This window comes from Flavobacterium sp. U410 (assembly GCF_053570605.1).
Map to the genome: position 1 here is coordinate 112,673 of NZ_JBSEFI010000002.1, position 23,183 is coordinate 135,855.

The following is a 23,183-nucleotide window of genomic DNA, read 5'->3' on the forward strand; positions in this document are numbered from 1 at the left end:
ATTAGAAGTCTAAACTTAAACCAAAGGTGTATACTCTCGGTCTTGGATAAAAGTTGTTGTCAATACCACTAAATACTTCTGGATCCTGACCGGAATATTTAGTAATTAAAAAGGCATTGTTTACTGAGCCATACAAACGAAGTGAAGTGTTGTCGTTTTCAAATAATTTTTTGAAACGATACCCTAAGACAATGTTTTCACAACGTAAAAACGTAGCGTCTTGGAGCATATAGTCGGAAAATTTTTCATTTCCATTGAAGTTGACAAAACTTGGGTCAGCTGCTCCATCATAAAAATTAAGCACATTAGTTAAATTACTTCCTCTAACAGGTACAACAGCATTTGTCCATCCAGAAGTAAGAATTCTAGAATTATAGGTTTGACCTCCAAATTGACCACGGAAACTAGAGCTTAAATCCCAATTTTTATAGTTAAAGTTAAATCCAAAACCAAAAGTCCATTTTGGAGTTCTTTCAACAAAATAACGGTCGTCATTTGTAATTTGCCCATCACCGTTGCGATCTACAAAAGCTCCTGGGATAACATTTCCGTTTGTATCATAAAGTTGTTCGAAAACCCAGAAAGAGTACGGTTGATATCCTACAGCATTTACTTGGCTATTTACATTGGTTCCAGTAGGTAAAGTACCTCCGGAATTAATCATGGTTACATCTCCTAAGTCAGTTATTTCTGTGTAATTGTAAGCGATGTTGGTATTAAATTCAAAACTAGTGTTCTCTGTTTGAACAGGTTTGAAATTCAGGTTCAATTCAAAACCTTTACTTTCTGTTTTACCAACATTGTTAATGAAACTATCTTTTAGATATTGACCTGGAGCGGTTGGAACAGTAGCTAATAAATCTTTTGTGTAACGTTTGTAGATATCAAATGATCCTGAAACGAAGTTGCCCTTGAAGAAATCAAAATCTAAACCTGCATTATAAGTTGTTGTTTTTTCCCAAGTCAAATTGGGGTTATAAGGATTTGCAGAATATAAGTTGGAACCCGGTAAATATTGACTAGTAGTACTTCCTATTGAAAATAGTGGAATGGATGGATAGAAACCAACTGAAGTAATATCTTGCTGTCCTGTTCTACCAGCGCTTAAGCGTAATTTTAAGTCATTTACAAAATTTACGTTTTGTAGAAAGCTTTCTTGTTTTAATTTCCAAGCTAAAGCAGCAGCAGGGAAGTACCCCCATCTATTGTCTTTATTAAATAAAGAAGAACCATCAGCTCTAAAAGAAATAGTAATTAGATATTTGTTATAGAAATCAAAATTTGTTCTTCCAAAAAAAGATTGTAGGTTTAAAACATTATAATATCTATTGTTAGGATTATTAGGGTTATAAAAAGCATTGGTAGGATCTAAACTAGACTCAATAACACCTGTGTCGTTATTCATGTTGTAAGTGTCTTTGTAACCATCATTTTTAAAGTTTTGGTATGAATAACCTCCTTGGACATCAAATTTTCGTAATGCACCTTCTAATTCTTTAGTGTAAACTAGATAACCATCAAAGGTTGTATTGGTAATACTCTGATGCTCTTCATAATTTTTACCAGAATTAAATACTTGATAGCTATCAGAGCTATATCTGTATAATGAAATGTTATTAGGAGAAAAAGTTTCTCTGATTTTAGCTTCTGATGCATCCAAACCTAAATTAACTACAGCTCTTAATTCTGGTAAAAAATGCAGTTTATAATCAATCTCCATGTTACCTAAGAAACGTAAATTTTTTTCAGGTCTCTTTCTCTGATTTAATAGAGCCACAGGATTGTATTGACCACTAATGATATTTGGATCAGTGTTATCCATGGTTTGATAATATGGACCAAAAAGGCTTGTTCCAAAATCGTCATAAATTGGCTTTGTTGGATCCATATTGACAGCTCCAGCCAGAACACTACCTTCATCAATAGCATTTTTGTTAGTGTAAATCCCTTTAGCATTTACATCTAATTTCAAATGACCATCAAAAAGAGTTGGTGTCATTTTAACAGAATATGAGTATCTTTCATAGTCATTTGTTTTTACCAATCCTTCATTTTTTGTATATCCTATTGACGCTCTAAAAGGTAAGTAGCCAAATAAATTAGCTCTTCCACTCAAATTATGATCTGTAGAAATAGACGTACGATAAATGGCATCTTGCCAATCAGTATTATAAATGACTTGTTCTCCAGTAGTTGGATTGACAACTCCTAAATCATCCATTAAATCGGGATGATATTCTGAAATGAATTGGGTAAACTCACTGCTATTCATTACATCAATTTTTTTAGTAACCTTACCAATAGATACATTGGCAGAATAGTTGAATTCAGGAGCACCTTTACTACCTCTTTTAGTCGTGATAATAATTACACCATTTGAAGCTCTTGAACCATAAATGGCGGTTGCTGAGGCATCTTTCAATACGGTAAAGCTCTCAATATCATTAGGATTAATTAAGGATAATGGATTGCTTACCCCGGCAGGTGTAGTATTGTCAACAGGAATACCATCTATAACAATTAAAGGACTACTATTAGCGGTAAGAGATGCACCTCCACGAATTCTAATATTTGGAGCAGAATCAGGTTGACCACCATTGTTGGTAATTCTTACTCCGGCGGCTTTACCTGTTAATAATTGATCAGCAGTGATAATTGTTCCTTTGTTAAAGTCTTTAGACGTAATAGATTCAACTGAACCAGTTGCATCTTCTTTTTTAACGGTACCATAACCAATAACTACAATGTCTTGTAATTGTTGAAGATCTTCTGTCATGGATAAACTTACGTTGCTTTGACCTGTATAGGTAAAAGTGGTCTGCTTAAAACCAATGTAAGTAAGGACTAATACATCATTTTTCTTTAGATTGTTTAGGATAAAGTTTCCGTCAAAGTCTGTAGTTGTACCATTTGACGTTCCTTTTACTAAAATGTTTACACCGGGTAAAGGTTGTTGAGAACCACTATCCAAAACCACTCCTTTTAAAGTGTTTTGCGCAAACATACTTATAGGTAAAATAAGTAGTAAAAGTAGTAACTTTTTTTGCAATGTTTTCATACAAAAATATTAGGTTAAACGATTGTTTTTATTCGCTTATAATTCACTTCTAATGTTAAAATTATGTAAAAAAAACGTTTTCCAAAATGAAATTCGATTAACTACCTACCGAAAACGTTTTCGTGTTGAAAACTTTAATGAAATGCGTTATTTTTTGATGTAAAATTGTGATAGTGAAAAATATAGACTACATTTATTCAAAATTTATTATTTTTTGTTAAAATCATGAGACGAAAGGTAACCCTCAAACAAATTGCCAAAGAACTAGATGTTTCAGTTTCAACTGTTTCTAAATCACTTCGAAATAGCCCTGAAATAAGTGAAGATACACGATTAAAAGTGCAAGCTTTTGCTAAATTGTATAATTACAAACCTAATAATATTGCACTTAGTTTAAAGAATAAAAAAACGAAAACAATAGGTGTAGTAATTCCTGAAATTGTACATCATTTTTTTGCAACCGTAATTACAGGTATAGAGCAGGTGGCTAATGAGCAAGGATATAATGTAATTATCTGTATGTCAAATGAATCTTTTGATAAGGAAGTCATCAACTTAGAAATGTTGGCTAACGGAAGTACCGATGGTTTTATCATGTCGCTTTCTAAAGAAACGCAGCAAAAAGCAGATTATCATCACATCATAGAAGTAATGAATCAAGGGATGCCGGTTGTTATGTTTGACCGAGTTGCCAACGAAATTTTTACGGATAAAGTTATCATTGATGATTTTTCGGCAGCTTTTGATGCGGTTTCCTTTTTGATTGAAGGAGGTGCTAAAAAAGTGGCTTTGATTACCACAGTAGATTATGTAAGTGTCGGGAAATTAAGAACAGACGGATATGTGAAAGCTTTACAAACTCATGGAATTGAGGTGGAAGATAAATATATTGTAAAGATTGAAGATATTGATAATTGTGATGCTAAGATTCATTATTTATTAAATACAGAAAAAGTTGATGCTATTTTTGCCGTGAACGAATTGTTTGCAGTAGTAGCTATAAAGATTGCAAATAGTTTAGGAATTAAAATTCCTGAAGATTTAGAAGTAATTGCTTTTACAGATGGTATTATTTCTAAGTATTCTACACCAACAATCACAACTGTGAGCCAGAATGGAATAAAAATGGGAAGAAAAGCAGCTCAAATGCTTATCGAACGATTGGAAAATGAAGAAGATTATGATGAAAATGAAGAAACGGTAGAACAATATAAAACAGAACTAATTGAAACCAATTTGATTTTACGCGATTCTACGAAAACGAGATAGTTTTGTTTAATTTATTGATAATTAGATGTTTGTAATTAAAATAATGAGTTTCTAAAAAAAAAAAATCATTGCGAATTAAATAAAAAAATAAACAAAAAAATAAATTTGTGATATCAAAGCTTATACTTCACTTCTACAATTAAGTTTTGATAAGCATAATACGCTTATCGTATTAAACCAAAATAATTAAGCATTACGATAATGGAAAAGCGTAAGTTAAGTTTCTTGGAAATCTGGAACATGAGTTTTGGCTTCCTTGGAATTCAAATGGGTTTTGCGTTGCAAAATGCAAATGCCAGCAGAATACTTCAACTTTTTGGTGCCGATGTTCATGAATTGTCATGGTTTTGGATCATTGCTCCTTTAATGGGATTAATTGTTCAGCCTATTATTGGGCATTACAGCGATAATACGTGGAGTAAAAAACTGGGAAGACGAAAACCTTTCTTTTTTGTGGGAGCTATTCTAGCTTCAGTCGGATTAATATTAATGCCGCAAGCCGACATTTTTATTGCATTCCTTCCGGCGCTTTGGGTGGGAGCGGGAATGTTAATGATTATGGATGCGTCCTTTAATATTGCCATGGAGCCACTAAGAGCTTTGGTTGGGGATAATCTTAGATCAGACCAACACACTTTAGGTTTTAGTGTACAAACTGCATTGATTGGAATTGGTGCCGTAATCGGTTCTTGGTTGCCTTATGTGTTAACACATTGGTTTGGTGTTTCAAACGAAACGGTAGATGGTTCAGTTCCCTTAAACTTGATTTTATCATTTGTTATTGGAGCAGCAGTTCTTATCGGATCAATTTTGATTACCGTTCTTTCAACTAAAGAATATTCGCCGGAAGAAGTCGCTGCCTTTGAAAACGAAAGTTTTGATGAAGTCCAAATTGAAGAAAAAAAAGCAAGTTTGTTGGATATTTTCGAAGATTTTAGAAAAATGCCACAAACCATGCGTCAATTAAGTTGGGTGCAATTCTTCTCTTGGTTTGGTTTATTCGGAATGTGGGTTTTTTCAACACCGGCAATTGCACATCATATTTATCAATTGCCACTAGGCGACAGTTCTAGCAAAGCGTATCAAGATGCAGGCGATTGGGTTGGGATCCTTTTTGGAATTTACAATTTGGTTTCTGCCATTTTTGCTTTTGTATTGCCACAAATTGCTGCAACAGTAGGTCGTAAAAAAACACATACGATTTCATTAATCATCGGAGGTTTAGGATTGCTGTCAATCTATATCGCTTCCGAACCTAATCAGTTAATTTTTTCTATGATTGCCATCGGAATTGCTTGGGCAAGTATTTTGGCGATGCCTTACGCGATACTTGCAGGTGCTATTCCACCAAAAAAGATGGGTGTTTATATTGGGATTTTTAACTTCTTTATTGTAATTCCTCAAATTGTAAATGCTTTAATTGGCGGACCATTGGTAAAATATCTTTATCATGATAACGCCATTTATGCTTTGGTGACTAGCGGAGTGAGTTTCTTGATCGCCGCAGTTCTTATGATAAGAGTAAAAGATACAAATGATGCTAAATAAAGGGATGAAAAAAACATTCATTTTTGATTTAGATGGTGTTATAGTAGACACTGCTAAATATCACTTTGTGGCTTGGCAAAATTTAGCTAAAAGTATTGGAATCCAATTCACTCATGAAGATAACGAACAATTAAAAGGCGTTAGTCGTGTGCGTTCTTTAGAGTTGATTTTGGAATGGGGAAAGGTTCAGGCTACTCAAGAACAAAAAGAACTTTGGTTGATCCGAAAAAATGACGAATATCTTTCGTTTATTGAAAAAATGGATGCCACAGAAGTTCTGCCGGGGGTGGAAAAAGTATTGGAGTTTTTAAAACAAAATCAGCAAAATATTGTATTAGGATCAGCGAGTAAAAATGCTAAACCCATTTTAGAAAAAACCAACCTACTACACTATTTTGATGCTATTGTAGACGGAAACGATGTAACCAATGCTAAACCAGATCCGGAAGTGTTTTTGCAAGGTGCTAAAAAAGTTAATGCGGTTGCAACAAATTGTATCGTGTTTGAAGATTCAGTTGCCGGAATTCAAGCCGCAAATGTTGCGCAAATGACCAGCATAGGAATTGGAGAGGTAAATGTTTTGAAGGAAGCTCAATTCTGTTTTCAAGACTTTACACAGATAAGTGAAGATTTTTTACAAGAATTAATTAAAAAATAATGCTTTCGTTCTGAAAGTATCAATAATATGAATCAAGATTATATAGTGCCAAATAATTGGTCAATTATAGAAGAAGGATTTGAGCCGGCTCAGGTGCGTTCCTCTGAAAGTTTATTCAGTTTAGGGAACGGAGCCATGGGACAACGTGCTAATTTTGAAGAAGATTATTCAGGCAGTACTTTTCAAGGAAGTTATATTGCCGGAATATATTATCCTGATAAAACCAAAGTGGGTTGGTGGAAAAACGGTTATCCCGAATATTTTGCCAAAGTTTTAAACGCACCCAATTGGATTGGAATTCAAATTGAAATTGACGGTGTTAATTTTGATTTGAAAACCTGTAAATCAGTTGCCAATTTCCGTCGCGAATTGAATATGAAAGAAGGTTGGTACAAACGTTCTTTTCAAGCAGTTTTGCCAAATGACGTAGAAATTCAAGTGAATGTGTTGCGTTTCTTGTCTTTAGAATGGAATGAAGTGGGAGCAATTCGTTACCAAATTACACCATTGAACAAGTCGATAAATGTTACTTGGAAACCGTATGTTGATTCAGGAATCGAAAATAAAGACACTAACTGGGAAGAGAAATTCTGGAAAGTAGATGACATAAAACAACACGAAAACGCAGGATTTATCCAGTCACATACTTTAAAAACGAATTTTGAAATAGTGACTTTTATGGATAACCAAGTTTTCTTGGATGGTGAAAATCTGAATTTGAAACCGGCTACTGTAACTCAGGAAGAAGCGAAAGTACAATTGAGTTATAACGTTTCGGTGGCACAAAATCAAACAGTGGCTCTACAGAAATTCGGAGGGTATGTTACGTCAATGAATCATGCGGTTGAAAATTTATTCGCTGCGGCTCAAAATGCTATTGATAAAGCCAACGAATTAGGTTTTGAAACACTTTTGTCAACTCAAATTCAAGATTGGGATAAAATTTGGCAAATGAGCGATATCACCATTGAAGGTGATGTGAAAGCCCAACAAGGAATTCGTTTCAATATTTTTCATTTGAACCAAACCTATTCAGGTAAAGATTCGCGTTTGAATATTGGTCCAAAAGGATTTACCGGCGAAAAATACGGCGGTTCTACCTATTGGGATACGGAAGCCTATTGTATTCCGTTTTACATGGCAACCAAAGATCAAAACGTAGCCAGAAATTTATTGGCGTATCGTTACAACCAATTGGATAAAGCGATTGAAAATGCAGAGAAATTAGGTTTTTCAAACGGAGCAGCTTTGTATCCGATGGTAACTATGAACGGTGAAGAATGTCATAACGAATGGGAAATTACATTCGAAGAAATTCATAGAAACGGAGCCATAGCTTTTGCTATTTTCAATTACACGCGATATACCGAAGACGAATCGTATATTCCTGAAAAAGGTCTAGAAGTTTTAATCGGAATTGCACGTTTTTGGCATCAAAGAGCAACGTATTCTACCCATAAAAATAAGTATGTGATTTTGGGCGTAACCGGTCCAAATGAATACGAGAATAATGTGAACAATAACTGGTATACCAATTATATTGCGAAATGGTGTATTGATTACGCTGTGGAACAAATTGAAAATGTTGCTGATAAATTCGGAACCGATTATACCCGAATTATGAATAAGGCAAAATTGTCGCAAACTGAAATTTCAGAATGGAAACAAGTGGCCGACAATATGTATTTTCCTTATTCCAAAGAACACGGTGTGTTTTTACAACAAGATGGTTTCTTAGATAAAGAATTGGTCACTGTTGCTAATTTAGACAAAGTGCAACGGCCAATTAACCAAAAATGGTCTTGGGACAGGATTTTGCGTTCGCCTTACATCAAACAAGCCGATACGTTACAAGGTTTTTATTTCTTTGAAGATCATTTTACCAAAGATGAATTGAAAAAGCATTTCGATTTTTACGAACCATTTACTGTTCATGAAAGTTCACTTTCGCCTTGTGTGCACTCTATTCAGGCTGCTGTTTTGGACAGAATGGAACAAGCGTATACATTCTATTTACGAACGTCTCGTTTGGATTTAGATGATTACAACAAAGAAGTGCATGAAGGTTTACACATTACATCAATGGCGGGAACGTGGATGAGTATTGTAGAAGGTTTCGGAGGAATGCGTGTGAAAAACGGAACGCTCTCTTTTGAACCGAAAATTCCTTCGGAATGGCAATCGTATTCTTTTAAAGTTAACTTCAGAAATCGTATCTTTAAAGTTCAAGTGACGCAATCGGGAACCGAAATTTTTGTGGATGGAGACCAAAATGTTGCTATTCAATTAAACGGAAAATCTTTTGAGGCTAAATCTCTTTTAAATACTTAAAAAATGAAAAAAACAATTATTCTGTTATTCCTTTCTGTGGTTTCATTGGCTGTGAATGCACAAGAATTACAATCACCAAACGGAGCATTTAAAATGAATTTTTCACTTTCTAAAAGTGGAGAACCAACGTATGCTTTGTATTTGAAAGGAAAAGAAGTAATCAAGCCAAGTAAATTGGGTTTCTTTATAAAAGACGATAAAAAATCTTTAATAGATGATTTTGAATTAGTCAATGAAGCTAGAGGTGCACATAATGAAATATGGAATCCGGTTTGGGGTGAAGAATCAGTAATCAAAAATCATTACAATGAATTAGCGGTAACACTTAAACAAAAAGAAACCAATAGAAAATTAATCGTTCGTTTCCGTTTGTTCGATGAAGGTTTAGGCTTCCGTTATGAGTTTCCTGAGCAAAAAGAGTTGATCTATTTTATCATTAAAGAAGAACGTACAGAATTTGCAATGACTGGCGATCATACCGCTTTGTGGATTCCAGGCGATTATGATACACAAGAATACGATTATACCGAATCGAAATTATCAGAAATCAGATCGTTATTTAAATCGGCTTTGACGTCAAATGCTTCGCAAACGCAATTTTCTGAAACAGGCGTGCAAACATCATTAATGATGAAATCGGCTGACGGATTGTACATCAACTTACACGAAGCAGCGTTAATCAATTATTCGTTAATGAATTTGGATTTAGACGATAAAAACATGGTGTTCAAATCGCACTTAACTCCTGATGCTCGTGGCGATAAAGGTCACATGCAAGCTCCGTTTACTTCACCTTGGAGAACTATTATTGCAAGTTATGATGCGCGTGATATTTTAGCTTCTCGTATGACGTTGAACTTAAATGATCCTTGTAAACTTGAAGATACGTCTTGGATTAAACCGGTAAAATATGTTGGTGTTTGGTGGGAAATGATTACCGGAAAAAGCTCTTGGGCTTATACCGATGATGTTCCTTCTGTACAATTAGGAATTACGGATTATGCTAAAACGAAACCAAACGGAAAACACGGAGCCACAACTAAACATGTAAAAGAGTTAATCGATTTTGCAGCGCTTCACGGTTTTGATGGCGTTTTAGTAGAAGGTTGGAACCAAGGTTGGGAAGATTGGTTTGGTCACGAAAAAGATTATGTTTTCGATTTCGTAACGCCTTATCCTGATTTTAATGTCGTGGAAATTGAAAATTACGCCAAATCAAAAGGTGTAAAAATGATTATGCATCACGAAACTTCGGGTTCAACCAGAAATTATGAGCGTCATTTAGATAAAGCATTTCAATTCATGAATGACCATGGTTACGAGGCTGTTAAATCGGGTTATGTGGGTAATATTTTACCATTAGGAGAGCATCATTATTCGCAATCAATTATCAATCACTATCAATATGTAATTGAAAAAGCGGCTGAGTATAAAATTATGATTAATGCACACGAAGCGGTTCGTCCAACAGGTATTTACAGAACGTATCCAAACATGATTGGAAACGAATCGGCTCGTGGAACAGAGTTCCAAGCGTTTGGTGGTTCAAAAGCAAATCATACTACGATTTTACCTTTCACAAGATTAATTGGTGGACCAATGGATTACACTCCGGGAGTTTTCGAAATGGATATTGCTAAGATAAATCCGGATAATAATTCTCATGTAAATGCTACAATTGCGAATCAATTAGGATTGTATGTTACTATGTATAGTCCGTTGCAAATGGCTGCCGATTTACCGGAAAATTATAATCGTTTCTTAGATGCGTTCCAATTCATTAAAGATGTTCCGGTTGATTGGTCAACAACAAAATATTTAGAAGCAGAACCAGGTTACTATTTAACCATTGCTAGAAAAGATAAAAATTCAAACAATTGGTTTGTGGGTAACACTAACGGATATAATAAAAGAAGCGCAACAATTAGCTTAGATTTCTTGGAAAAAGGAAAAAAATATGAAGCAACAATTTATGCTGATGCAAATGATGCTGATTATAAAACAAATCCTCAAGCTTATGTAATTTCGAAACAAAAAGTTACCAATAAAACAAAACTAAAAATGACTTCAGCTGCTGGCGGTGGTTATGCAGTTAGCATTGTAGAGGTAAAATAATTATGAATTTCTCCTTTTGTCATGCTGAACTTGTTTCAGTATCTAATAAATATGCCACAAAGAAATTATCATAATTATTGGTGTTACAAGAGGTGTTGATGATAGGATGGAAAGGCATACGAGTGGAGACGGAATTGTTTTTACTTCTAAATATAAACTTTTCAAATTGGTTTATTTTGAAGAGTTTCAATACATTGATGATGCAATTAAAAGAGAAAAACAATTGAAAAATTGGCATCGTCAATGGAAAATTAATTTGATTGAAGAAAACAATCCAAATTGGGAAGATTTATGGAAAAATAGAAGCTGAAACAAGTTCAGCTTGACAAAATAAAGTCAAAATGAAAAAACTACTATACATACTTACAACACTATTTACAATTTCAATTTCTGCCCAAATCGATAAAATGGAACCGCCATTTTGGTTTGAAGGAATGAATAAAAGCGAAATTCAAATTCTGTTTTACGGAAAAAATATAGCGCAAAATTCAGTTTCAGTTTCTAATAATGTTGTGATTACGAATGTCACTAAAACTGAAAATCCTAATTATCTTTTTGTAACGATTGATACTAAAAATGTTGCCGCTCAAACCTTGAAATTTCAATTTAAAAACGGTAAAAAATCTTTTTCAAAAGATTTCGAAATCCAAAAGAGAAAAGAAAATTCAGCTAATAGAAAAAGCTTTGATACTTCCGATGTAATCTATTTGTTAATGCCAGATCGTTTTGCAAATGGTAACGAAAGCAACGATTCTTCTCCAAAATTACAAGAAAAAGGAAACAGAAGTTTATCAGGCGGAAGACACGGTGGCGACATTCAAGGAATCATCGATCATTTAGATTATATCCAAGAATTAGGTGCAACGGCAATTTGGTCAACACCACTTTGCGAAGACAACGATAAAGGCTATTCGTATCACACGTACGGACAATCGGATGTATATCAAATCGATGCTCGTTACGGAACCAATGAAGATTACAAACGTTTAGCTGCTGAAATGCACAAACGCGACCTGAAATTGATTAAAGATTATGTTACCAATCATTGGGGCGCTGAACATTGGATGTTTAAAGATATGCCAACATACGATTGGTTTCATCAATTTCCGGGTTATGCCCAAAGTAATTATCGCATGACAACACAATTCGACCCAAATGCTTCAGTGCGCGATGCGAAATATTGCATGGACGGATGGTTTGTGCCAAGTATGCCCGATTTGAATCAGTCAAATCCATTAGTGTTGAATTACTTAATTCAAAATGCCATTTGGTGGATTGAATATGCCGATTTAGATGGTTATAGAGTAGATACGTATTCGTATAACGATAAAGACGGAATTGCAAAATGGACAAAAGCGATTACTGACGAATATCCCTATTTTAATATCGTTGGTGAAGTTTGGATGCACGACCAAGCGCAAATGTCGTATTGGCAAAAAGATAGCCCAATTGCTAAAATCCAAAGTTATAATTCGTATTTACCAAGTGTAATGGATTTTACGTTGCACGATGCTTTTGGGAATGTTTTTAATGAAGATAAAGCAGGTTGGAATGATGGTGTAATCAAATTCTACGACAATTTCACTAATGATTTCTTATACGCAAATCCAAATAACTTATTGATATTTTTAGAGAATCACGATACGGGTCGTTTCAATCAAAACTATCAAAACGACATTAAGAAATACCAATTAGGAATTACGTTGTTGGCAACAACTCGCGGAATTCCGCAATTATATTACGGTTCCGAAATAGGAATGGCTGGTGATAAAGGAAAAGGGGATGCTGATATTCGTCAAGATTTTCCTGGCGGTTGGAAAGGTGATTCAAATAATGCGTTTACCAATTCTGGACGAACTGAAATGCAAAAGCAATTTTTTGATTTCACCAAAAAACTATTGAATTGGAGAAAAAATAAAGAAGTCATTCATTCGGGGAAATTAACGCATTACATTCCGGAAAATAATGTGTATGTGTATTTCCGTCACAACGATACAGAAAGCGTGATGGTAGTTTTGAATAATTCGTTAGACAATCAAAAAATAAAATTGAATCGATTTCAAGAAAATTTAAAAGGATTTACGTCTGGAAATGATATTCTTTCAGGAAAAACTATCGGTTTAAAAGAGGAATTATCAATTGAAGGAAAATCAAGTTTAATTTTAGAATTAAAATAATGATACATTGTCATTTCGAGTGTTAGCAAGAAACGCAAGTTCAGCGTAGCTAAATCTCATAAAGCATATTTTTTAAAATAACTAAAGCACAATGAAGAAAATAATTGTATCAGTTTTAACCATTCTGATTTTGTTTAGCTGTAAAAAAGAACAGACAACAGAAATTCAACCCGAAGAACCGAAATTAGAAGCCATAAACGAAACAACAGCAGATAACGCTGTGATATATGAAGCTAATATTCGTCAATATTCACCAGAAGGAACGTTTAATGCGTTTACCAAAGACATTCCGCAGTTAAAAGAATTGGGCGTGAAAATTATTTGGGTAATGCCTATTTTTCCAATTTCTCAAACGAAAAGAAAAGCGACCGGTGGCGATGATAGCAAATTTGCGTCTGAAATGCCGGAAGCCGAACAACACAAATATTTAGGAAGTTATTATGCCGTTACTGATTTCGAAAAAGTAAACCCGGAGTTTGGAACTATTGAAGATTTTAGAAATTTAGTCAAAACAGCTCATGAAAACGGGATGTATGTAATTTTGGATTGGGTACCAAATCACACCGGTTGGGATCATGTTTGGATAAAAGAACATCCGGAATTTTATACGCAAAATGAAAAAGGCGAAATCATAGATCCTATTAATCCGGAAACAGGAAAATCTTGGGGCTGGACAGATGTTGCTGATTTGAATTATGACAATAAAGAATTGCGAAAAGAAATGACTTCCGATATGCTGCATTGGATTAAAAACGAAAATATTGATGGTTTCCGTTGCGATGTGGCAAGTAATGTTCCAACCGATTTTTGGCAAGAAGCCATTCCGCAATTGAGAAAAGAGAAAAACATCTTCATGTTAGCGGAAGCTTGGCAGCCAGAGTTATTGAAAAAGGACTTGTTCGATATGTGTTATGTTTGGGATGGTCATCATTTAATGAATGATATTGCAAAAGGGAAAAAGGCGGTTGCAGATTGGGATAACTACATGGAAAAGGTTTCCAAAGATTATGAAGCCAATGACATATTAATGAACTTTGTAGATAATCATGATGAAAATTCGTGGAATGGAACCATAAACTCAAGATTAGGTGAAGCTAGAGAAGCAATGGTAGTGCTGTCTTATGTGACTCCGGGAATGCCTTTAATTTATAGTGGAGATGAATATGGATTGGATCATAGTTTGAAATTTTTTGAAAAAGATTCCATTCCAAAAACTAAAGGAAAAGAATGGGATTTGTTAGTGAAATTAGGAGAATTAAAAAATAATAATTCGGCTTTAGCAGGAGGGAAACAAAAAGCTTCGTACAAAAAGATTCCAACTTCCGATGATAATTCGGTTTTGGTTTTTGAAAGAGAAAAAGAAGGAAAAAAAGTTGTTTTTGTGGCCAATTTGACAAAAGATGAACAAAACGTGACTTTTGAATTAGATCAAAAATATACCGATTACAATACCGGAAAACCATTTGAATTCCAAAAAGAAGAAGGATTGAAATTGCAACCTTGGCAATATTATATTTTGGTCAATTAATGGTTAAAAAGAATATTTTTTTAAGGCAATCAAAACATGATTGTCTTTATTTTTTTGTAATCATCTTGAAAATTAAAGATTTAAGATTTGGATTATAAAAAATAATTTTTACCTTTGCATCCCCTAAAATAGGGTAGTTAAATCAAGTATTAATTTATTAGTAATTATGCCAACAATTCAACAATTAGTAAGAACTGGAAGAGCCAAAATAACTAAGAAGAGTAAATCGGCTGCTTTAGATTCTTGTCCTCAAAGAAGAGGGGTTTGTACGCGTGTTTACACTACAACGCCAAAAAAACCAAACTCAGCAATGCGTAAAGTTGCGCGTGTGCGTTTGACAAATGGTAATGAAGTGAATGCTTACATCCCAGGTGAAGGACATAATCTACAAGAGCACTCGATAGTATTAGTTAGAGGTGGAAGGGTAAAAGATTTACCAGGAGTTAGATACCACATCGTACGTGGTGCTTTGGATACAGCCGGAGTTAACGGTCGTTTACAAAGAAGATCTAAATATGGTGCTAAACGCCCTAAAGACAAAAAGTAATTTTAAAAACTTTTAAAGAAAAGACATGAGAAAAAGACAGGCCAAAAAAAGACCTCTTTTACCGGATCCGAAGTTTAACGATCAATTAGTGACTCGTTTTGTAAACAACTTAATGTGGGATGGTAAGAAATCAGTTGCTTTTAAAGTGTTTTATGATGCTTTAGACATCGTTGAAACTAAAAAGCAAGACGCAGAGAAAACGTCATTAGAGATTTGGAAAGACGCTTTAACAAATGTTATGCCTCACGTAGAAGTTCGTTCTCGTCGTGTAGGTGGAGCATCATTCCAGATTCCGATGCAAATTCGTCCGGATAGAAAAATTTCTATGGCGATGAAATGGATGATTCTTTATGCAAGAAGAAGAAATGAGAAATCAATGGCTGCACGTTTAGCTTCTGAAATTTTAGCTGCTGCTAAAGAAGAAGGTGCTGCAGTTAAGAAAAGAATGGATACTCACAAAATGGCTGAGGCTAACAAAGCATTCTCTCACTTTAGATTTTAATTCATAAAGAACACAACAAAATGGCAAGAGATTTAAAATATACAAGAAATATCGGTATTGCTGCTCATATTGATGCTGGTAAAACAACAACAACTGAGCGTATTTTATTCTATACCGGTAAATCACACAAGATTGGTGAGGTTCACGAAGGTGCTGCAACCATGGACTGGATGGAGCAAGAAGCGGAAAGAGGTATTACTATTACTTCTGCTGCTACTACTTGTGAGTGGAACTTCCCAACTGAGCAAGGTAAAGCTGTTGCAGATACTCATGGGTACCACTTTAATATTATCGATACTCCGGGTCACGTTGACTTTACAGTAGAGGTAAACCGTTCATTACGTGTATTAGACGGATTGGTGTTCTTGTTTTCTGCTGTTGACGGTGTTGAGCCTCAGTCAGAAACTAACTGGAGATTAGCTGATAACTACAAAGTGCCTCGTATGGGGTTTGTTAACAAGATGGACCGTCAAGGGTCTAACTTCTTAGCAGTTTGTCAGCAAGTTAAAGATATGTTGAAATCTAACGCTGTGCCTTTAGTTTTGCCTATCGGTGAAGAGATGGATTTCAAAGGAGTGGTTGACTTAATTAAAAACCAAGCAATTGTTTGGCATGATGATACTCAAGGAGCTACTTTTGATGTTATTCCGGTTCCTGAAGACTTAGTAGAAGACACTAAAAAATACAGACAACAATTAATCGAAGAGGTTGCTGCATATGATGAAAACTTATTAGAGAAATTCATGGAAGATGAAGATTCTTTAACTGAGGAAGAAATCAACAATGCATTAAGAAGAGCTACTATCGATATGGCTATTATTCCAATGTTATGTGGATCTTCATTCAAAAACAAAGGAGTTCAGTTCATGTTAGATGCAGTTTGTAAATTCTTACCTTCTCCATTAGATAAAGAAGCTATTGAAGGAACTGATCCTGATACTGAAGAGCCGGTTTCTAGAAAGCCTTCAGTTACTGAGCCATTTTCTGCTTTAGCGTTCAAAATTGCTACTGACCCTTATGTAGGTCGTTTGGCTTTCTTCCGTGCTTATTCAGGAAGATTAGATGCAGGATCTTATGTTTTCAATTCTCGTTCAGGGAATAAAGAGCGTATTTCTCGTATCTACCAAATGCATGCTAACAAACAAAATCCAATCGAATATATTGAGGCTGGAGATATTGGAGCTGCTGTAGGATTTAAAGATATCAAAACTGGAGATACATTATGTGATGAAAAACATCCGATTGTATTAGAGTCTATGGTATTCCCTGATCCGGTAATTGGTATTGCAGTTGAGCCTAAAACAAAAGCTGACGTTGATAAGATGGGTATGGCTTTAGCTAAATTAGCTGAAGAGGATCCTACTTTCACAGTAAGAACTGACCATGCTTCAGGGCAAACTATCATCTCTGGTATGGGTGAGCTTCACTTAGATATCATTGTTGACCGTATGAGACGTGAGTTTAAAGTTGAGGTTAATCAAGGTGAACCACAAGTAGAGTATAAAGAAGCTTTCACTAGACAAGCTGATCACAGAGAGGTTTATAAAAAACAATCTGGAGGTCGTGGTAAATTTGGTGATATCGTCTTCAAAATTGGACCTGCTGATGAAGTTGATGGAAAAGTTCCAATGGGATTACAATTTGTTAACGAGGTTAAAGGTGGTAACATTCCGAAAGAATATATTCCAGCTGTAGAAAAAGGTTTCAAAGAGGCTATGAAGTCAGGTCCTTTAGCAGGATATGAGGTAGATAGTTTAAAAGTTACTTTATTAGACGGTTCTTTCCACCCTGTTGACTCGGATGCGCTTTCATTCGAATTGGCTGCTAAATTAGGTTATAAAGAATCTGCTAAAGCTGCAGGTGCTGTTATCCTTGAGCCAATCATGAAGTTAGAGGTGTTAACTCCGGAAGAAAACATGGGGGATATTGTAGGTGACTTAAATAGAAGAAGAGGTCAAGTAAATAACATGGATGATAGAGCAGGTTCAAAAGTAATTAAAGCTTCTGTACCTTTATCAGAGATGTTTGGTTATGTAACTACTTTAAGAACTTTATCTTCTGGTAGAGCTACATCAACAATGGAATTCTCTCACTATGCTGAAACACCTTCTAATATTTCAGAAGAAGTTATTAAGAAAGCAAAAGGTAACGCTTAATTTTTAAGAAAATGAGTCAAAAAATCAGAATAAAATTAAAATCATACGATCATAACTTAGTAGATAAATCTGCTGAGAAAATCGTTAAGACTGTAAAAAGTACAGGTGCGGTGGTAACTGGTCCTATTCCATTACCTACCAATAAAAAGATTTTTACTGTATTACGTTCTCCACACGTAAACAAAAAATCTAGAGAGCAATTTGAGTTAAGCTCTTACAAAAGATTGTTAGATATCTATTCTTCTTCATCAAAAACTATTGATGCTTTAATGAAATTAGAGTTGCCAAGTGGTGTTGAAGTTGAAATCAAAGTGTGATAGAATAACTTTGTAAAATTCACATAAAGAACCGTCTGGACTACGTTCAGCGGTTTTTTTTATGTTTTGATTTATGTGTTATTAGTAAGTTTTTTCGTCATTAAAAATACTTAACTAATTAAATTTGCGTGAATTAAAATAAAATTATATATTTGCACCCTCAAAAAGAAGGAGTATGTCTTTTTGTGAACGAAATTTAAAGAATTGTAAATTAATAAATTGTTAAATATGTCTGGGTTAATCGGAAGAAAAATTGGCATGACTAGCATTTTTGATGAAAATGGAAAAAACATTCCATGTACAGTAATCGAAGCTGGTCCATGTGTAGTTACCCAAGTCAGAACCAATGAGGTTGACGGGTATGAGGCTCTTCAACTTGGTTTCGATGACAAGACTGAAAAACACGCTATTCAAGCGGAAGTAGGTCACTTCAAAAAAGCAGGAACTGCTGCTAAGAAGAAAGTTGTTGAATTCAAGTATTTTGAAGAAAAACACAATCTAGGAGATGTGTTGACTGTTGATTTGTTCAACGAAGGAGAATTTGTAGACGTACAAGGTGTGTCTAAAGGTAAAGGTTTCCAAGGGGTTGTTAAACGTCATGGTTTCGGTGGTGTAGGTCAAGCTACTCATGGTCAGCATAACCGTTTAAGAGCGCCGGGTTCTGTGGGTGCATCGTCTTATCCTTCAAGAGTATTCAAAGGAATGCGTATGGCGGGTAGGACAGGAGGAGAAAATGTAACAGTTCAAAACCTTAGAGTTTTAAAAGTTGTAGCTGAGAAAAACCTTTTAGTAATTAAAGGTTGTGTTCCTGGTCACAAAAACTCTTACGTAATCATTCAGAAGTAATGGAAGTAAAAGTATTAGATATCAACGGAAAAGATACAGGTCGTAAAGTACAACTTGCTGACTCTGTATTCGCAATTGAGCCTAATAAGAATGCTGTTTACCTTGATGTTAAGCAATATTTAGCTAATCAAAGACAAGGTACGCATAAATCTAAAGAGAGAGCGGAAATTGCTGGAAGTACTCGCAAAATTAAAAAGCAAAAGGGTACAGGTACTGCACGTGCAGGTAGTGTTAAATCTCCTGTATTTGTTGGTGGTGGTAGAATATTCGGACCAAAACCAAGAAACTATTCTTTCAAATTGAATAAAAACTTAAAAAGATTAGCTCGTAAATCAGCTTTATCTTTAAAAGCACAAGAGTCAAATTTGGTAGTAGTTGAAGATTTCGGATTTGAAGCGCCAAGCACTAAAAATTTCATTAACGTATTGAAAGCTTTAGGGTTAGATAATAAAAAATCATTATTTGTGTTGGGTGATGCTAATAAAAATGTATATTTGTCGTCACGCAATTTACAATCAACTTCTGTTATAACTTCTTCAGAATTAAATACTTATGTTGTTTTAAAAGCAAAAAGTTTAGTATTGACTGAAGGTTCAGTTAGCGGAATTGAAGCTAATTTAAGTAAATAATTAAGGTTATGAGTATCATTATTAAGCCAATTATTACTGAAAAAATAACCAAAGAAGGTGAAACTTTTAACCGTTTTGGTTTTGTAGTTGAAAAAACTGCTAACAAAATTCAAATCAAAAATGCTGTTGAGGCTGCTTATGGAGTGAATGTTGTAGCTGTTAATACAATGAACTATAGAGCTGATAGAAGTGTTAAGTATACCAAAAATGGTTTGATCAGTGGAAAAACAAATGCTTACAAAAAAGCAGTTGTTCAAGTACAAGAAGGAGAAACAATAGATTTTTATACTAATATCTAATAGAAAATGTCAGTTAGAAAATTAAAGCCTATTACCCCGGGTCAGCGTTTTAGAGTTGTAAATAGCTTTGACACTATTACAACTGATAAGCCGGTTAAGTCATTATTGGCGCCGAAAAAAAACTCTGGAGGTAGAAATAGTCAAGGAAAAATGACCATGCGCTATACAGGTGGTGGTCATAAACAAAAATATCGTATCGTAGATTTTAAAAGAACTAAAGCTGGAGTTCCTGCTGTAGTTAAAACTATCGAGTACGATCCAAACCGTTCAGCTTTCATTTCTTTGATCGCTTATGCTGATGGAGCTAAAACTTACATCATTGCTCAAAACGGTTTACAAGTTGGACAAACTGTAGTGTCTGGTGAAAATGCAGCTCCGGAAATTGGAAATGCAATGCCTTTAAGTAAAATTCCTCTAGGTACAGTTATTTCTTGTATCGAGTTAAGACCGGGACAAGGTGCTGTGATTGCTCGTTCTGCAGGAACTTTTGCTCAATTGATGGCAAGAGATGGTAAATATGCTACAATTAAAATGCCTTCTGGTGAAACAAGATTAATCTTGTTAACATGTATGGCTACAATTGGAGCTGTATCTAACTCTGACCACCAATTAGTAGTATCAGGTAAAGCCGGTAGATCAAGATGGTTAGGTAGAAGACCAAGAACTAGACCAGTAGCAATGAACCCAGTTGATCACCCAATGGGTGGTGGTGAAGGACGTTCTTCGGGAGGTCACCCACGTTCAAGAAAAGGTTTACCTGCTAAAGGTTATAGAACTCGTTCTAAGGTTAACCCGAGTAATAAGTATATTGTAGAACGTAGAAAGAAATAATTAGATAGACATGGCACGTTCATTAAAAAAAGGACCTTACGTACATTATAAATTAGAGAAGAAAGTTTTAGAAAACGTTGAGAAAGGTAATAAAGCAGTGATCAAAACTTGGTCAAGAGCTTCTATGATTACGCCTGACTTCGTTGGACAAACTATCGCAGTACATAATGGTCGTCAATTTGTTCCGGTTTATGTAACTGAGAACATGGTAGGTCATAAATTAGGAGAATTTTCGCCAACTAGATCATTCCGTGGTCATGCTGGTGCAAAAAATAAAGGTAAAAAATAATAAGAAGCTATGGGAGTTCGTAAAAAAGAAAGAGCAGAGCAGATTAAAGAAGCTAAAGCACAAGTTGCTTTTGCTAAATTAAACAACTGCCCTACTTCGCCAAGAAAAATGCGTTTAGTAGCTGATTTGGTTAGAGGTAAGAAAGTTGAATTAGCTCTTAACATATTGAGATTTAGTCAAAAAGAAGCTTCTAGAAAATTAGAGAAACTTTTGTTATCGGCAATTGCTAACTGGCAGGCTAAAAATGCTGAAGGAAGTTTAGAAGAAGCTGGCTTATTCGTAAAAGAGATCCGTGTTGATGGTGGTATGATGTTGAAAAGACTTCGTCCAGCTCCACAAGGTCGTGCACACAGAATTAGAAAACGTTCTAACCACGTAACTATCGTGTTAGGAGAGAATAATAACACACAAAGTAATTAATAAACAGTATGGGACAAAAGACAAATCCAATCGGAAATAGACTTGGTATCATCAGAGGATGGGACTCAAACTGGTACGGTGGAAATGATTATGGAGATAAAATCGCTGAAGATTATAAAATCCGTAAATATATCCATGCTCGTTTAGCAAAAGCTAGTGTTTCTAAGATAATTATCGAAAGAACTTTGAAACTTGTAACCGTTACTATCACTACGGCTCGTCCAGGTATCATCATTGGTAAAGGCGGTCAAGAGGTAGACAAGTTAAAAGAAGAACTTAAGAAAATTACTGACAAAGAAGTTCAAATCAACATCTTTGAAATTAAAAGACCTGAGTTAGACGCTTATTTAGTAGCTAACAGCATTGCTCGTCAAATTGAAAGCAGAATCTCTTACAGAAGAGCTATCAAAATGGCTATTGCGGCTGCAATGAGAATGAATGCTGAAGGTATTAAAGTTCAAATTTCTGGTCGTTTGAATGGTGCTGAAATGGCACGTTCTGAAAACTTCAAAGAAGGTAGAATTCCATTGTCAACTTTCAGAGCTGACATTGACTATGCTTTAGGTGAAGCTCATACTACTTACGGTAGAATGGGAATCAAAGTATGGATTATGAAAGGTGAGGTTTACGGAAAAAGAGATCTTTCTCCGTTAGTAGGTATGGATAAACAGAAATCTAAATCTACAGGATCTGCTTCTACAGGAAAAGGTAAACCAAACGGACGCAAAAGAAAGTAATTATTTTAAATTAAAGAAAAATGTTACAGCCTAAAAGAACAAAATACCGTAAGGTACAGAAGGGTAGAATGAAAGGTGTGTCTCAAAGAGGGCACGAGCTTTCAAATGGTATGTTTGGAATTAAATCTGTTCATGAAACAGGGATGTTCATTACATCACGTCAAATTGAGGCAGCTCGTATCGCAGCTACTCGTTTCATGAAAAGAGAGGGTCAGTTGTGGATCAAAATTTTCCCAGATAAACCTATTACTAAGAAGCCTCTTGAAGTACGTATGGGTAAAGGTAAAGGTGCAGTTGAATATTGGGCTGCAGTTGTGAAACCAGGAAAAATCATGTTTGAAGTAGGTGGTGTGCCACTTGCTGTAGCAAAAGAGGCTTTACGTCTTGCTGCTCAAAAACTTCCTGTAAAAACTAAGTTTGTTGTTGCTAGAGATTTCGAAGCATAATTAAAAGATCATTATGAAACAATCAGAAATAAAAAATCTATCTGCAGCTGAGTTACAAGAGAAACTTAGTGAATTGAAAAGAACTTATGCCGACCTAAAAACGGCTCACACAATTTCTCCAGTCGAAAACCCATTACAACTAAGAAATGTAAGAAGAGCGGTAGCGAGAGTTGAGACTGAGTTAACTAAAAGAGAGTTACAATAATTGTATTCTGCTGAAAGATGGAAAAAAGAAATTTAAGAAAAGAAAGAGTTGGTGTTGTTACTAGCAACAAAATGGAGAAATCTATTGTTGTTTCTGAAACAAGAAGAGTAAAACACCCTTTATATGGTAAGTTCGTGTTGAAAACTAAAAAATATGTTGCTCACGACGAAACAAACGATTGTAACATTGGAGATACTGTAAGAATTATGGAGACTCGTCCATTAAGTAAATCTAAATGTTGGAGATTAGTTGAAATCATTGAAAGAGCGAAATAA

At 34.9% G+C, this 23,183-nt stretch carries 23 protein-coding genes; 22 read left to right on the plus strand and 1 reads right to left on the minus strand.

Going from position 1 to position 23,183, the window contains the following annotated elements:
* Position 1: 1 nt before the first annotated feature.
* Complete coding sequence (locus ACUSJC_RS02095; RefSeq protein WP_449267898.1) at positions 2–3,058, minus strand: SusC/RagA family TonB-linked outer membrane protein; 3,057 nt, start codon at positions 3,056–3,058, stop codon at positions 2–4.
* A 225-nt stretch (positions 3,059–3,283) separates the two neighbouring features.
* Between ACUSJC_RS02095 and ACUSJC_RS02100 the strand changes: the two genes are divergently transcribed.
* From ACUSJC_RS02100 to rpsQ, 22 genes are all read left to right on the plus strand, one after another.
* On the plus strand, positions 3,284–4,327 hold the full coding sequence (locus ACUSJC_RS02100; protein ID WP_449267899.1) for a LacI family DNA-binding transcriptional regulator: 1,044 nt from the start codon (positions 3,284–3,286) through the stop codon (positions 4,325–4,327).
* Between the two features lie 201 nt (positions 4,328–4,528).
* Positions 4,529–5,875 carry an MFS transporter gene (locus tag ACUSJC_RS02105; protein ID WP_449267900.1) on the plus strand — a complete coding sequence of 449 codons (1,347 nt, stop codon included), beginning with the start codon at positions 4,529–4,531 and terminating at the stop codon, positions 5,873–5,875.
* 4 nt (positions 5,876–5,879) lie between these two features.
* Entirely contained in the window at positions 5,880–6,533 is a 654-nt protein-coding gene (pgmB, locus tag ACUSJC_RS02110) for a beta-phosphoglucomutase (protein WP_449267901.1), read from the plus strand.
* A gap of 27 nt (positions 6,534–6,560) precedes the next feature.
* Complete coding sequence (locus tag ACUSJC_RS02115) at positions 6,561–8,864, plus strand: glycoside hydrolase family 65 protein (protein ID WP_449267902.1); 2,304 nt, start codon at positions 6,561–6,563, stop codon at positions 8,862–8,864.
* 3 nt (positions 8,865–8,867) lie between these two features.
* Positions 8,868–10,979 carry a glycoside hydrolase family 97 protein gene (locus ACUSJC_RS02120; RefSeq protein ID WP_449267903.1) on the plus strand — a complete coding sequence of 704 codons (2,112 nt, stop codon included), beginning with the start codon at positions 8,868–8,870 and terminating at the stop codon, positions 10,977–10,979.
* A gap of 76 nt (positions 10,980–11,055) precedes the next feature.
* Entirely contained in the window at positions 11,056–11,289 is a 234-nt protein-coding gene (locus ACUSJC_RS02125; protein ID WP_449268038.1) for a GIY-YIG nuclease family protein, read from the plus strand.
* A gap of 31 nt (positions 11,290–11,320) precedes the next feature.
* Positions 11,321–13,156, plus strand: coding sequence for a glycoside hydrolase family 13 protein (locus ACUSJC_RS02130; RefSeq protein ID WP_449267904.1), 1,836 nt, complete (start codon positions 11,321–11,323; stop codon positions 13,154–13,156).
* A gap of 91 nt (positions 13,157–13,247) precedes the next feature.
* Positions 13,248–14,684, plus strand: coding sequence for an alpha-amylase family glycosyl hydrolase (locus ACUSJC_RS02135; protein WP_449267905.1), 1,437 nt, complete (start codon positions 13,248–13,250; stop codon positions 14,682–14,684).
* Positions 14,685–14,850: 166 nt separating this feature from the next.
* A complete protein-coding gene (rpsL, locus tag ACUSJC_RS02140; protein ID WP_072781281.1) occupies positions 14,851–15,231 on the plus strand; it encodes a 30S ribosomal protein S12 in 381 nt (126 codons plus the stop codon).
* Positions 15,232–15,256: 25 nt separating this feature from the next.
* A complete protein-coding gene (gene rpsG, locus ACUSJC_RS02145; RefSeq protein ID WP_449267906.1) occupies positions 15,257–15,733 on the plus strand; it encodes a 30S ribosomal protein S7 in 477 nt (158 codons plus the stop codon).
* Between the two features lie 20 nt (positions 15,734–15,753).
* Positions 15,754–17,889: an elongation factor G gene (fusA, locus tag ACUSJC_RS02150; RefSeq protein ID WP_449267907.1), complete on the plus strand. Its 2,136-nt coding sequence runs from the start codon at positions 15,754–15,756 to the stop codon at positions 17,887–17,889.
* 11 nt (positions 17,890–17,900) lie between these two features.
* The gene (gene rpsJ / locus ACUSJC_RS02155) at positions 17,901–18,206 is read left to right on the plus strand and encodes a 30S ribosomal protein S10 (RefSeq protein WP_045968439.1); all 306 of its coding nucleotides are present in this window, start codon (positions 17,901–17,903) and stop codon (positions 18,204–18,206) included.
* Positions 18,207–18,434: 228 nt separating this feature from the next.
* Complete coding sequence (gene rplC / locus ACUSJC_RS02160; RefSeq protein ID WP_449267908.1) at positions 18,435–19,052, plus strand: 50S ribosomal protein L3; 618 nt, start codon at positions 18,435–18,437, stop codon at positions 19,050–19,052.
* Positions 19,052–19,681 carry a 50S ribosomal protein L4 gene (gene rplD / locus ACUSJC_RS02165; protein ID WP_449267909.1) on the plus strand — a complete coding sequence of 210 codons (630 nt, stop codon included), beginning with the start codon at positions 19,052–19,054 and terminating at the stop codon, positions 19,679–19,681. Before rplC ends, rplD begins: the two co-directional genes overlap by 1 nt.
* Positions 19,682–19,689: 8 nt before the next feature.
* The gene (gene rplW / locus ACUSJC_RS02170; protein WP_449267910.1) at positions 19,690–19,980 is read left to right on the plus strand and encodes a 50S ribosomal protein L23; all 291 of its coding nucleotides are present in this window, start codon (positions 19,690–19,692) and stop codon (positions 19,978–19,980) included.
* 6 nt (positions 19,981–19,986) lie between these two features.
* Positions 19,987–20,811, plus strand: a complete 825-nt coding sequence (gene rplB, locus ACUSJC_RS02175) for a 50S ribosomal protein L2 (protein ID WP_449267911.1) — start codon at positions 19,987–19,989, stop codon at positions 20,809–20,811.
* Between the two features lie 10 nt (positions 20,812–20,821).
* Complete coding sequence (gene rpsS / locus ACUSJC_RS02180; protein ID WP_109568508.1) at positions 20,822–21,100, plus strand: 30S ribosomal protein S19; 279 nt, start codon at positions 20,822–20,824, stop codon at positions 21,098–21,100.
* A gap of 9 nt (positions 21,101–21,109) precedes the next feature.
* Positions 21,110–21,520, plus strand: a complete 411-nt coding sequence (gene rplV, locus ACUSJC_RS02185; RefSeq protein WP_449267912.1) for a 50S ribosomal protein L22 — start codon at positions 21,110–21,112, stop codon at positions 21,518–21,520.
* A gap of 8 nt (positions 21,521–21,528) precedes the next feature.
* A complete protein-coding gene (gene rpsC / locus ACUSJC_RS02190; protein ID WP_449267913.1) occupies positions 21,529–22,257 on the plus strand; it encodes a 30S ribosomal protein S3 in 729 nt (242 codons plus the stop codon).
* Between the two features lie 20 nt (positions 22,258–22,277).
* Complete coding sequence (gene rplP, locus ACUSJC_RS02195) at positions 22,278–22,703, plus strand: 50S ribosomal protein L16 (RefSeq protein WP_449267914.1); 426 nt, start codon at positions 22,278–22,280, stop codon at positions 22,701–22,703.
* Positions 22,704–22,716: 13 nt separating this feature from the next.
* Positions 22,717–22,908 (plus strand): 50S ribosomal protein L29, encoded by a 192-nt coding sequence (rpmC, locus tag ACUSJC_RS02200; protein WP_449267915.1) that lies wholly within the window; start codon positions 22,717–22,719, stop codon positions 22,906–22,908.
* Between the two features lie 17 nt (positions 22,909–22,925).
* Complete coding sequence (rpsQ, locus tag ACUSJC_RS02205; protein WP_449267916.1) at positions 22,926–23,183, plus strand: 30S ribosomal protein S17; 258 nt, start codon at positions 22,926–22,928, stop codon at positions 23,181–23,183.

Coding starts and splice junctions, on each gene's coding strand:
- rplB (WP_449267911.1), top strand. CDS start 19,987: ATGTCAGTTAGAAAATTAAAGCCTATTACCCCGGGTCAGCGTTTTAGA.
- rpsL (WP_072781281.1), top strand. CDS start 14,851: ATGCCAACAATTCAACAATTAGTAAGAACTGGAAGAGCCAAAATAACT.
- pgmB (WP_449267901.1), top strand. CDS start 5,880: ATGAAAAAAACATTCATTTTTGATTTAGATGGTGTTATAGTAGACACT.
- ACUSJC_RS02095 (WP_449267898.1), bottom strand. CDS start 3,058: ATGAAAACATTGCAAAAAAAGTTACTACTTTTACTACTTATTTTACCT.
- ACUSJC_RS02135 (WP_449267905.1), top strand. CDS start 13,248: ATGAAGAAAATAATTGTATCAGTTTTAACCATTCTGATTTTGTTTAGC.
- rpsQ (WP_449267916.1), top strand. CDS start 22,926: ATGGAAAAAAGAAATTTAAGAAAAGAAAGAGTTGGTGTTGTTACTAGC.
- rpsS (WP_109568508.1), top strand. CDS start 20,822: ATGGCACGTTCATTAAAAAAAGGACCTTACGTACATTATAAATTAGAG.
- rpsJ (WP_045968439.1), top strand. CDS start 17,901: ATGAGTCAAAAAATCAGAATAAAATTAAAATCATACGATCATAACTTA.
- rplC (WP_449267908.1), top strand. CDS start 18,435: ATGTCTGGGTTAATCGGAAGAAAAATTGGCATGACTAGCATTTTTGAT.
- rpmC (WP_449267915.1), top strand. CDS start 22,717: ATGAAACAATCAGAAATAAAAAATCTATCTGCAGCTGAGTTACAAGAG.
- ACUSJC_RS02130 (WP_449267904.1), top strand. CDS start 11,321: ATGAAAAAACTACTATACATACTTACAACACTATTTACAATTTCAATT.
- ACUSJC_RS02115 (WP_449267902.1), top strand. CDS start 6,561: ATGAATCAAGATTATATAGTGCCAAATAATTGGTCAATTATAGAAGAA.
- ACUSJC_RS02100 (WP_449267899.1), top strand. CDS start 3,284: ATGAGACGAAAGGTAACCCTCAAACAAATTGCCAAAGAACTAGATGTT.
- rplW (WP_449267910.1), top strand. CDS start 19,690: ATGAGTATCATTATTAAGCCAATTATTACTGAAAAAATAACCAAAGAA.
- rpsC (WP_449267913.1), top strand. CDS start 21,529: ATGGGACAAAAGACAAATCCAATCGGAAATAGACTTGGTATCATCAGA.
- rpsG (WP_449267906.1), top strand. CDS start 15,257: ATGAGAAAAAGACAGGCCAAAAAAAGACCTCTTTTACCGGATCCGAAG.
- ACUSJC_RS02105 (WP_449267900.1), top strand. CDS start 4,529: ATGGAAAAGCGTAAGTTAAGTTTCTTGGAAATCTGGAACATGAGTTTT.
- rplV (WP_449267912.1), top strand. CDS start 21,110: ATGGGAGTTCGTAAAAAAGAAAGAGCAGAGCAGATTAAAGAAGCTAAA.
- ACUSJC_RS02120 (WP_449267903.1), top strand. CDS start 8,868: ATGAAAAAAACAATTATTCTGTTATTCCTTTCTGTGGTTTCATTGGCT.
- rplD (WP_449267909.1), top strand. CDS start 19,052: ATGGAAGTAAAAGTATTAGATATCAACGGAAAAGATACAGGTCGTAAA.
- rplP (WP_449267914.1), top strand. CDS start 22,278: ATGTTACAGCCTAAAAGAACAAAATACCGTAAGGTACAGAAGGGTAGA.
- fusA (WP_449267907.1), top strand. CDS start 15,754: ATGGCAAGAGATTTAAAATATACAAGAAATATCGGTATTGCTGCTCAT.